The organism is Corynebacterium sp. TAE3-ERU30 (assembly GCF_019209925.1).
Lineage (GTDB): Bacteria > Actinomycetota > Actinomycetes > Mycobacteriales > Mycobacteriaceae > Corynebacterium > Corynebacterium megadyptis.
Window position 1 is genome coordinate 331,997 of sequence record NZ_JAHUTO010000004.1, and the last position, 9,402, is coordinate 341,398.

The window sequence follows — 9,402 nt, forward strand, 5'->3', positions numbered from 1 at the left end:
TGAGTGTAGTCTGAAGCCCTGCTAAGAAAGGGCGTAGGAGCTGAGGTTTTGTGCGATCTCATGGTTCATGTATGATTCATCTCAGTCCGCACGCGGACTACGCCCCCATCGTCTAGCGGCCTAGGACACCGCCCTTTCACGGCGGCGGCACGGGTTCGAATCCCGTTGGGGGTACTTTCCACTCATTGTGGAAAGGCACAACAAAATATGGCCCTGTGGCGCAGTTGGTTAGCGCGCCGCCCTGTCACGGCGGAGGTCGCGGGTTCGAGTCCCGTCAGGGTCGCCATGGATAGGCGGCTATCGATGCTTCAAGGAAGCACTCGGTAGCCGCTTTTTCTGTGTCTCAGTACAGTCCTGCAAAATGGGCTCTGAACAGCGGATTTGCGGGCATGTAAGAGTGTTATGTAGAGTATCCACTCGTGCACAGCGCACTGCTTAGCCAGTAGCTGGTACACAATAAAATATGGCCCTGTGGCGCAGTTGGTTAGCGCGCCGCCCTGTCACGGCGGAGGTCGCGGGTTCGAGTCCCGTCAGGGTCGCAGATCGTTGCTTAGGCAAGGATCGTGGCCAGATAGCTCAGTCGGTAGAGCGTCCGCCTGAAAAGTGGAAGGTCAGCAGTTCGATCCTGCTTCTGGCCACAACATGAAAAGCAGTCTCCTCGCGCAAGCGAGGGGGCTGCTTTTTGCATCTGCGCTATTCTCGGCTCCACAGAGATACATAACTCTAGGGAGAAAGGACGGCACCGCCCATGAGCGCTGCACAGCACGTACACCTCGATGAGGGATCGCAGACCTACGTCATTGAGGTCGATGGCCAGATGGCCGGCTACGCCGAGTTTCAGGCGGTGGATGAGACGGTGCGCGACTTCAACCACACCGTGGTGCTCAACGAGTATCGCGGCCAGGGCCTATCCTCGCCGCTGATTCGCTACGCCCTCGATGATTCGATCCGGGCGGGCATGACGATCGTGCCGAGCTGCTCTGCGGTGGAGCACTTCATCTCCAAGAATCCCGAGTATCGGGAGCACCTCGCCCGCTAGCCACAGCGGAGCCACAGCGCGCGCCGCAGCCGAGGCACAGAAAAACTCCCAACGGGTAGGACCGTTGGGAGTTATATGCGTTCTTAAATCGTGTAGTCGTTGCCCGGCACGTAGCGGTCGGGATCCACCAGCTTCACGCACTCGGAGGAGTCGCGGGGCCGCATCTTTGCGGGCACGCCCACCGCGATGTGCTGGCAGGGTACATCCTTGGTGACCACCGCGTTGGCGCCGATCGCCGAGCCCTTGCCGATGGTGATCGGGCCCAAGACCTTCGCTCCAGCACCCACCACCACATCATCTTCAAGGGTGGGGTGGCGCTTGGTTTGGGTGAGCACCTGTCCGCCCAGGGTGACGCCGTGATAGAGCATCACGCCATCGCCGATCTCTGCGGTTTCGCCGATGACGATGCCCATGCCGTGATCGATGAAGAAACGGCGGCCAATGGTGGCGCCTGGGTGAATCTCCACCCCGGTAAGGAAGCGGGCGCATTGCGCGAGCACGCGGGCGGGGCCGCGATAATTACGCACCCACAGGGCGTGCGCGACGCGGTGCGCCCAGATGGCGTGGAGCCCCGAATAGACGATGGCGTTTTCCACGTCCCCGCGGGCGGCGGGGTCGTGCTCGCGGGCATTGCGGAGATCTTCGCGCATGCGGGAGATGGCGGTGGAGATGACATCGATCATGAGGGTCGATCCTACCTCAGAGTGTGCTAGTTGAACTCTGCGCGCACATCCTCGAAGAGGACGGTGGAGGCGTAGCGCTCGCCGTAGTCGCACACGACGGTGACGATGGTCTTGCCCTTGTTTTCCGGCTTCTTGGCCTCGCGCAGTGCGGCGAAGACATTGGCGCCGGAGGAGATGCCGCCGAGGATGCCCTCCTGCTCGGCCAGGGCACGGGCGGTGGCGATGGCGTCCTCGTTGGTGACGGTGACGATCTCATCGATCACCTTGCGATCCAGCACCTCGGGGATGAAGTTCGCACCCAGACCCTGAATCTTGTGGGAGGAGGCCTTGCCCTCGGTGAGCAGCGGGGAATCAGCGGGCTCCATGCCGATAATCTCCACCTCCGGCTTGCGCTCCTTGAGCACGGTGCCCACGCCGGTGATGGTGCCGCCGGTACCGAAGCCAGCGAGGAAGATGTCTACCTCGCCGTCGGTGTCGTTCCAGATCTCTTCCGCGGTGGTCTCGCGGTGGATCTTCGGGTTGGCGGCATTGGAGAACTGGCGCGCCAAGATAGCTCCCTCGCGCTGCTCCACTACCTCGTGCGCCTTATCGACGGCGCCCTGCATGCCGGCAGAACCCGGGGTCAGCACGATTTCCGCGCCATAGGCACGCAACATGATGCGGCGCTCCATGGACATGGTCTCGGGCATGGTGAGCACCACGTTATAGCCGCGGGCGGCGCCGATCAGGGCCAGGGCGATACCGGTGTTGCCGGAGGTGGCCTCCACGATGGTGCCGCCTGGCTGTAGCTCACCGGACTGCTCGGCGGCGTCGATAATGGCCTTACCAATGCGGTCCTTAACGCTATTGGCCGGGTTATAGAACTCGAGCTTGACCAGTACCTCGGCGTCGAGGCCCTCGGTGAGGCGATTGAGGCGAACCAGCGGGGTGCCGCCGACGAGCTCGGTGACGTTGTTGTAGATGCGCGACATGAGTCATGCACTCCTTTGAAAAGTCGATAATAAGTTACCGCGCTCCAGCATAATGCCCCGCCTGCACAATTACCAGACAAGACAGTATTACATAGATAGACCAAGTAGTCTATAGGCACACCCCTATAGGGGGAATACAACCCCGCGGAGCAGCGCACGGCGTTAAGGTGAGTGAGTCGCGGAGAACGGGAATGCGGTTCAGCGTCATGCCACGCCGCAGCGGACCTCGCCACTGTAGGGCTCGCCTCAACACTCATTGAGACGCAGACACTCGGATAACTCGCCGGATACACACCCCGGCCCACCACTGCAGCAGTTGCTGCGGGAAGGTGCATCCGAGTTGCCTAGGGCCAAGCCAGGAGACCGGCCGCGACACGATAGCCGAACACATATCGTCAGTCCAGTTCGGCGCAAACCGGTTCTGGTGCGAGGAATCACCCGGACATGAGTCAAAGAGACGAGCGTTTCTTCCACCATGCATATTGCAGAAGGATTCCTGCCTATTGAGCAGGCCGTGGGATGGGGTGTGGCTGCCGCGCCCTTCGTGATCCACGGAGCAATCCGCGTCAACAAGCAACTCAAAGAACGGCCCGAAACCGGGCTTCTTCTCGGCGCCGCCGGCGCCTTCACCTTCGTGCTCTCAGCGCTGAAGATCCCCTCCGTGACCGGCTCCTCCTCCCATGCCACCGGCACCGGGCTCGGAGCGGTCCTCTTCAAACCGCCCGTCATGGCGTTTTTGGGCAGTATCGTGCTGCTCTTCCAAGCGCTCCTACTCGCCCATGGCGGTATCACCACCCTGGGTGCCAATATCTTCTCCATGGCCATCGTCGGCCCGTGGATCGGCTATGGCGCGTGGGTAGCAGTCCGCAAGGCCGGCGGTAGTGCCACCATCGGCATCGCCCTGGCCGCGTTCTTCGCCGACCTCTCCACCTATGTGGTCACCGCCTTCCAGCTGGCCGGCGCCCACCACGCCAATGGCTTCTTCAACTCGGCCCTGACCTTCCTCGCGCTCTATGCGCCCACGCAGCTGCCGCTCGCAGTCGTGGAATCCATCATCACGGTGCTGATCTTCCGTTCGCTGCGCACCATCGCGGCCCGCGAGCTCTCCCTGCTGGGAGTGCTGGGCGGCCGCGAGGAGGCCAGTGTGCAGCAGGAGAGCGTCGATAAGCCAAAGGCAGGGCAGAAGGTATGAAAAAGAACAACACCGGCGTCACCATTGCGCTGATCCTCGCGGCCATTTTTATCGCCGCATTCCCGCTGTTCTTCAACCTCGGCGACAAGGACGCGGAGGAACACTTCGTGGGCACCGACTCCGGCGCAGAAACCATCGTGGAAGAGGTCGATCCCGGCTATGAGCCCTGGTTCGAGCCGCTCGTCGGCGAGCTGCCCGGCGAGGTGGAGTCCGGACTCTTCGCGCTCCAAGCCGCCCTCGGCGCTGGCGCGCTCGGCTATGTGATCGGGCTCTACCGCGGCCGCACGAAGTGGGCGCAGGGGCACGCGCAGAGCTCCACGCCCCGATGAATCCACTCGACATTGCTGCCGCCCGCTCTCCCTGGGCACAGCACAGCGTGTCGGAAAAGGTGCTCGCCTTCGGCGGGGCGCTGGTCTTAGTGCTGGCGCTGCCGCCGCTTCCCGTACTGCCAATTCTGCTGCTGATCGTGCTGATCGCGGCGGCGCGGGCGCAGGTGGACTGGCGGCTCTATATCGGGCTCGTGCTCGCCCCCTTCGGGTTTATCGTGCTCGGTATCTGGCCGCTGATGATCAACCTGACCCCCAGTGGTCTCGTGCTGGTCGAGGGTGGTGTCGCCCACGCTGCGGTTGTCGCAGGCCGCAGCCTGGTGGGCATGAGCATCACCATGCTTTATGCCCTCAGCACCCCCATTGCCGCCCAGCTCACCTGGGCGCGGCGCATCGGGATCCCCGAGACCCTCGTCGTGGTGAGCATGCACATCTACCGCTTTTCCTCGCTCCTCTACACCCAGTCGCAGGCGATGTGGCATGCGCAGGCACAGCGGTTGGGGCATAGCTCCTGGCGGCGCTTTCTGCGTTCGGTCGCCGATCAGGCAGCCAATCTCTTCCTAGCGGCTTTCCAGCGGGCGCAGCGCCTGCAGGAGGGTCTCGAGCTGCGTGCCGATAGCGCCGCGGCCGCCGTCTACGGCACCTTTACTCCCGCCCGGCCCGCGCGCCTGGCGATCATCCTTGTCTGCCTGGCCGCGGTCTGTGCCGTGGGCCTAATCCCCATTGTGTGGTGAAACCTTTGACAACCCCCCATCCTCTCCTCGGCCTCGACGCCGTCAGCTTCGCTTACCCGCACGGGCCCGATGTGCTGCATGATGTGCAGCTGCGTATCGAGCGCGGCGACGCCGTGGCCCTGCTCGGGGCCAATGGCTCCGGAAAATCCACGCTGATGAAGCTCATGGCGGGGGCATTGCAGCCGCAGCGTGGGCAGGTGCTTATCGACGCCGCCCCCGCGGCCTATGATCGCGCCGGCCGTAACCGCGCCCGATCGGTGATTCAGCTGGTGCTCCAAGAGCCGGATGATCAAATCTTCGGCGTCTCCGTGCGCGCCGATGTCTCCTATGGCCCCACCAACCAAGGGCTCTCCGAGGAGGAGATCGCGGCGCGCGTGGAATGGGCGATGGAGCGCGCCGAGATCACCGACCTTGCTGAGCGCGTGCCGCAACAATTGTCTTATGGGCAGCGCAAGCGGGTGAGCTTGGCCGGCGCCTTGGCCATGCGGCCGCGGGTGCTGCTGCTGGACGAGCCCACCGCGGGGCTCGATCCGGCCGGCTCTGCCCAGCTGCTGCGCACCCTCGCGCTGCTGCGTGCGGAGGGTACCGCCATTGTGCTCTCGACCCATGACGTGAACCTCGCCTATGCCTTCGCCGATACTGCGGCGGTGCTCACGGGCGGGGTGGTGCGCAGCGGGGCCTGCGCGGAGATCATGACGGATACCGAGCTCATCGAGCAGGCGCGTTTGGAGCTTCCCTGGGCGCCGCTGGTCTCGCGGGCACTGGGTCGTGACGTACTTACGGCCGCCGATGTCCTCGCTCAGCCCGATCGTTAAGAGTGATATATGTCACTCTAAACGGCGCTAAACCCACGTGCGTGTTTGTTCTAACTTGTTTCGCAATTGCCCACCTTTTAGCCCTGAATCCCACTGTGCGGGATGTGATAGCGGATCTGCTGTAGTGGTATGGAGAGGGTGTACTGACGGGGGTATATGACCTGTCTGAGTCTCCAGAAGGGCTTTTACCTGCAGGTTTGCGGGTGGCGATGGGGTGGGAAATTTGTGGCGTAAATCTGAGAGAGAGATAAAAATTTACCGAGAAAAAGGCGCAGCGGGGGAGGTGGGATGGCTAAAAGTGGGGGCACCCATGCAGGGGTAGAAAGGGGTTGTTTGTGAACTTTTCATCTCGGGCGGTGCGGAAAACTTCCCCTAAGTACTTATGATTACCCCCGTTTCTTGTTTATAATCCTGTCCTACGAGCAACCTAAGCAAGGCGGGTGTGAACAGGGGCACCCACTACCTCCCCGTCGTTATATGCCAGGGGAGGTGCCGATCCCCCGGACCGGCATTAGGTGAACAACGCAGGAAGAAGAGTATGGATCCGCAGCGTCTCAAGGATGACGAAGAAGCGATTCGCGCAGCACTCACCACACTGAAGACCGCCACCGGCATTCCGGTCACCATGTATGCCACGGTGCTACCTGATAGCCGGCTCCAAATCAGTGCCTGGGTAGGGCTGCGCACCCCGGCTCTGCAGAATCTCGTGATTGAGCCCGGCGCCGGCGTCGGCGGCCGTGTTGTCTCTTCCCGCCGTCCGGTGGGCGTCTCTGATTACACCCGTGCTTCCATCATTTCCCATGAGCACGACAAGCCCATCCAAGACGAGGGCCTGCACTCCATCGTGGCTGTGCCCGTGATCGTGCAACGCGATGTACGCGGCGTGCTCTACGTGGGCGTGCACTCTCCCGTGCGTCTGGGTGACAAGGTGATCGAGGAAGTCACCATGACCGCCCGCACTCTTGAACAGGACTTGGCCGTCAATAGCGCGCTGCGCCGCGGCGATGCTGGCGGCAGCGGGGCCAAGCCCGGGCGCGTGATGAATGGCGCCGAGTGGGAGCAGGTGCGCTCCACCCACTCCAAGCTGCGCATGCTGGCCAATCGCGTGGGGGATGAAGACCTGCGCAAGGAGATCGAAAGCCTCTGTGACCAGCTGGTCTCCCCAGTACGCGTAAAGCAGACCACCAAGCTCTCGGCCCGTGAGCTCGACGTGTTGGCCTGTGTGGCCCTCGGCCACACCAATGTCGAGGCCGCCGAGGAAATGGGCATCGGTGCCGAAACCGTCAAAAGCTACCTGCGCTCGGTCATGCGCAAGCTCGGCGCTCACACCCGGTATGAGGCCGTCAACGCCGCCCGCCGCATCGGCGCGCTGCCCTAAAGCCGCGCGCTGCTTTTAGCGCTCGCCGCCGGGAACCCAGCGCACATCCTGGCCCTGGTTTTCCACTCGGCCCAGAATAAAGAGCGCATCACTGAGGCGATTGAGATATTTCGCCGGCAGGACCGACATCGACTCGCCGTGCTCGGCGATGGCCGCCCACGCGGCCCGCTCGGCGCGGCGAGCCTTTACCCGCGCGGTGTGCAACAGCGCCGAGGCGGGCGTGCCGCCGGGAAGAATGAAGGAATCGAGAGTCGGCAGCTCCGTATTAAAACGATCGCAGTCCTGCTCGAGGCGCTCGATATACTCCGGCTCCACGCGCAGCGGGGGATACTTCGGATCCTCCACGACGGGGGTGGCGAGATCCGCGCCGCAATCGAAAAGCTCGTTTTGTATCCGGCGCAGCACTGCACTCACCTCCTTACTCGGGGAGGCCAGCGCCAGTACCTCGCCGATGGCGCAATTGGTTTCCTCGCAGTCGGCATAGGCCTGGAGGCGTGAATCATTTTTGGGTACGCGGGAAAAATCCGAGAGACCCGTGGTGCCGTCGTCTCCGGTGCGGGTATAGATCTTGGTCAAATGAACACTCATAGTTCTCGAGTCTAGGGAAAAGTCGGCACCAAGCAGGTAGCGCACAACCGCACCCAAGGCACTAGGCTGGTGCACTGTGAAAGAACATTTCTTGGTAGAAGGTGGCGCCCGGCTGCAGGGCGCTGTGAAAGTCCACGGCGCGAAGAACAGCGTGCTCAAGCTCATGGCCGCCGCATTGCTGGCAGAGGGCACGACGACGCTCACCAACTGTCCCGAGATCCTCGACGTCCCGCTCATGCGCGATGTTCTAGAAGGCCTGGGCTGCACCGTGGAGATCGACGGCCCCACCGTGCGCATTAGCACCCCGGCGCAGCCGCAGAGCAATGCCGACTTCGAGGCGGTGCGCCAATTCCGTGCCTCCGTGTGTGTGCTCGGCCCACTCACCGCGCGCTGCGGTCACGCCGTGGTGGCCCTGCCCGGCGGTGATGCCATTGGATCTCGCCCGCTCGATATGCACCAATCCGGGCTGGAGAAGCTCGGGGCCCGCACCTATATCAAGCATGGCTGTGTGGTCACCGAAGCCGAGTCGCTGCGGGGGGCCTATGTGCAGCTGGACTTCCCCTCGGTGGGGGCCACGGAGAATATCCTCACCGCTTCGGTGCTGGCGGAGGGCCGCACCGTTCTAGACAACGCGGCGCGGGAGCCGGAGATCGTCGATCTCTGTGTGCTGCTGAAGGAGATGGGTGCCCAGATCACTGGTGAAGGCACCTCTACGATCACCATCGATGGCGTGGAGAAGCTGCATCCCGCCGAGCACGAGGTGATCGGGGACCGTATCGTCGCCGGCACCTGGGCCTATGCGGCCGCGATGACGCGCGGCGATATTACTGTCGGCGGCATTAACCCACAGGCGCTGCACATCGCGCTGGAAAAACTCAAGATCGTCGGTGCCGAGGTGGAAACCTATGACACCGGTTTCCGCGTCCGCATGGACTCGCGCCCCTCGGCCGTGGACTACCAGACCCTGCCCTTCCCGGGATTCCCCACGGACTTGCAGCCGATGTCGATCGGGCTTGCCGCCGTGTCGGAGGGCATGAGCGTGATTACAGAGAACGTCTTTGAATCCCGCTTCCGCTTTGTGGACGAGATGCAGCGCCTCGGCGCGGACACCTCCGTGGATGGACACCACGTGGTGGTCCGCGGCGTTGAGCAACTTAGCTCCACCCCGGTGTGGTCCTCCGATATTCGTGCCGGCGCCGGACTAGTGCTGGCGGCCCTGTGTGCCGATGGGGTGACCGAAGTGCATGACGTCTTCCATATCGATCGCGGCTATCCGCAGTTCGTAGAGACACTCAACCAGCTGGGTGCACGGATCACTCGCGTCTCGGCATCACGCCACGGCAAGGACTAAGACGGTTATAGCTCCTCCTGAAATCCCCTCCTAGCAGGGGATTTGCGTGTATCTAGCGATCTATGTAGATTTATCTCCTGTCAGCGCGACCGACAGCGCCCCACGTTGCAAGAGAGCAACGAAGAGTGGCGGAAAGAAAACAGCGTTGATACCAAGCCTTCCGAAACAGTCAGGATTCTGACTCGATTGGTTGTGCCTGTGTTGTTTGAGAACTCGATAGTGTGCCAGCTTTGTTTTGTTGATGTGTGCTGCTTTTGTTGTGGTGTGCGTGTTTGGTTGTGTGTGGATCAGGTGCCCTTGTGATTGGGGTTTGTTTGGTCGCATG

11 protein-coding genes, 4 tRNA genes and 1 riboswitch are annotated in these 9,402 nt (G+C 62.4%); of the genes, 11 read left to right on the forward strand and 4 right to left on the reverse strand.

The window, feature by feature from the left end:
* Positions 1-101 precede the first annotated feature (101 nt).
* The 5 genes from KR227_RS09705 (at position 102) to KR227_RS09725 (ending at position 1,039) form a co-directional block, all read left to right on the forward strand.
* A tRNA-Glu gene (locus KR227_RS09705) sits at positions 102-174 on the forward strand.
* A 35-nt stretch (positions 175-209) separates the two neighbouring features.
* A tRNA-Asp gene (locus KR227_RS09710) sits at positions 210-286 on the forward strand.
* 179 nt (positions 287-465) lie between these two features.
* A tRNA-Asp gene (locus tag KR227_RS09715) sits at positions 466-539 on the forward strand.
* A 26-nt stretch (positions 540-565) separates the two neighbouring features.
* Positions 566-638, forward strand: a tRNA-Phe gene (locus KR227_RS09720).
* A 110-nt stretch (positions 639-748) separates the two neighbouring features.
* Positions 749-1,039 carry a GNAT family N-acetyltransferase gene (locus KR227_RS09725; protein WP_218365143.1) on the forward strand — a complete coding sequence of 97 codons (291 nt, stop codon included), beginning with the start codon at positions 749-751 and terminating at the stop codon, positions 1,037-1,039.
* A gap of 83 nt (positions 1,040-1,122) precedes the next feature.
* Here KR227_RS09725 and epsC read toward each other — a convergent pair whose 3' ends face one another.
* Positions 1,123-1,722 carry a serine O-acetyltransferase EpsC gene (gene epsC / locus KR227_RS09730; RefSeq protein WP_218365144.1) on the reverse strand — a complete coding sequence of 200 codons (600 nt, stop codon included), beginning with the start codon at positions 1,720-1,722 and terminating at the stop codon, positions 1,123-1,125.
* Positions 1,723-1,748: 26 nt separating this feature from the next.
* A complete protein-coding gene (gene cysK / locus KR227_RS09735; protein ID WP_218365145.1) occupies positions 1,749-2,693 on the reverse strand; it encodes a cysteine synthase A in 945 nt (314 codons plus the stop codon).
* Between the two features lie 148 nt (positions 2,694-2,841).
* Positions 2,842-3,080, forward strand: a riboswitch (cobalamin riboswitch).
* Positions 3,081-3,168: 88 nt separating this feature from the next.
* Here cysK and KR227_RS09740 point away from each other — a divergent pair.
* The 5 genes from KR227_RS09740 to ramA all read left to right on the forward strand — a co-directional run bounded on the left by KR227_RS09740 (position 3,169) and on the right by ramA (position 7,138).
* Complete coding sequence (locus KR227_RS09740) at positions 3,169-3,885, forward strand: energy-coupling factor ABC transporter permease (protein ID WP_218365146.1); 717 nt, start codon at positions 3,169-3,171, stop codon at positions 3,883-3,885.
* Complete coding sequence (locus KR227_RS09745; protein WP_218365147.1) at positions 3,882-4,214, forward strand: energy-coupling factor ABC transporter substrate-binding protein; 333 nt, start codon at positions 3,882-3,884, stop codon at positions 4,212-4,214. The genes KR227_RS09740 and KR227_RS09745 overlap by 4 nt, the downstream gene beginning before the upstream one ends.
* Positions 4,211-4,945, forward strand: coding sequence for a CbiQ family ECF transporter T component (locus KR227_RS09750; RefSeq protein ID WP_218365148.1), 735 nt, complete (start codon positions 4,211-4,213; stop codon positions 4,943-4,945). The genes KR227_RS09745 and KR227_RS09750 overlap by 4 nt, the downstream gene beginning before the upstream one ends.
* Positions 4,946-4,950: 5 nt before the next feature.
* On the forward strand, positions 4,951-5,760 hold the full coding sequence (locus tag KR227_RS09755) for an energy-coupling factor ABC transporter ATP-binding protein (protein ID WP_218365149.1): 810 nt from the start codon (positions 4,951-4,953) through the stop codon (positions 5,758-5,760).
* A gap of 538 nt (positions 5,761-6,298) precedes the next feature.
* A complete protein-coding gene (gene ramA / locus KR227_RS09760) occupies positions 6,299-7,138 on the forward strand; it encodes an acetate metabolism transcriptional regulator RamA (RefSeq protein ID WP_151550360.1) in 840 nt (279 codons plus the stop codon).
* Positions 7,139-7,153: 15 nt separating this feature from the next.
* Here the strand turns inward: ramA and KR227_RS09765 are convergent, their stop codons facing one another.
* Positions 7,154-7,726, reverse strand: a complete 573-nt coding sequence (locus tag KR227_RS09765; RefSeq protein WP_218365150.1) for a cob(I)yrinic acid a,c-diamide adenosyltransferase — start codon at positions 7,724-7,726, stop codon at positions 7,154-7,156.
* A gap of 76 nt (positions 7,727-7,802) precedes the next feature.
* Here KR227_RS09765 and murA point away from each other — a divergent pair, with 76 nt between their 5' ends.
* Entirely contained in the window at positions 7,803-9,077 is a 1,275-nt protein-coding gene (gene murA, locus KR227_RS09770) for a UDP-N-acetylglucosamine 1-carboxyvinyltransferase (RefSeq protein ID WP_218365151.1), read from the forward strand.
* Between the two features lie 60 nt (positions 9,078-9,137).
* On the opposite strand, the gene KR227_RS09775 is transcribed toward murA, so the two are convergent.
* On the reverse strand, positions 9,138-9,402 hold a 265-nt coding region (locus KR227_RS09775; RefSeq protein ID WP_218365152.1), incomplete at its 5' end, for a hypothetical protein.

What these genes read in the sequence shown, in the direction of transcription:
- cysK (WP_218365145.1), bottom strand. Translation starts at nt 2,693, where the DNA reads ATGTCGCGCATCTACAACAACGTCACCGAGCTCGTCGGCGGCACCCCG.
- epsC (WP_218365144.1), bottom strand. Translation starts at nt 1,722, where the DNA reads ATGATCGATGTCATCTCCACCGCCATCTCCCGCATGCGCGAAGATCTC.
- KR227_RS09745 (WP_218365147.1), top strand. Translation starts at nt 3,882, where the DNA reads ATGAAAAAGAACAACACCGGCGTCACCATTGCGCTGATCCTCGCGGCC.
- KR227_RS09765 (WP_218365150.1), bottom strand. Translation starts at nt 7,726, where the DNA reads ATGAGTGTTCATTTGACCAAGATCTATACCCGCACCGGAGACGACGGC.
- KR227_RS09725 (WP_218365143.1), top strand. Translation starts at nt 749, where the DNA reads ATGAGCGCTGCACAGCACGTACACCTCGATGAGGGATCGCAGACCTAC.
- KR227_RS09750 (WP_218365148.1), top strand. Translation starts at nt 4,211, where the DNA reads ATGAATCCACTCGACATTGCTGCCGCCCGCTCTCCCTGGGCACAGCAC.
- ramA (WP_151550360.1), top strand. Translation starts at nt 6,299, where the DNA reads ATGGATCCGCAGCGTCTCAAGGATGACGAAGAAGCGATTCGCGCAGCA.
- KR227_RS09740 (WP_218365146.1), top strand. Translation starts at nt 3,169, where the DNA reads ATGCATATTGCAGAAGGATTCCTGCCTATTGAGCAGGCCGTGGGATGG.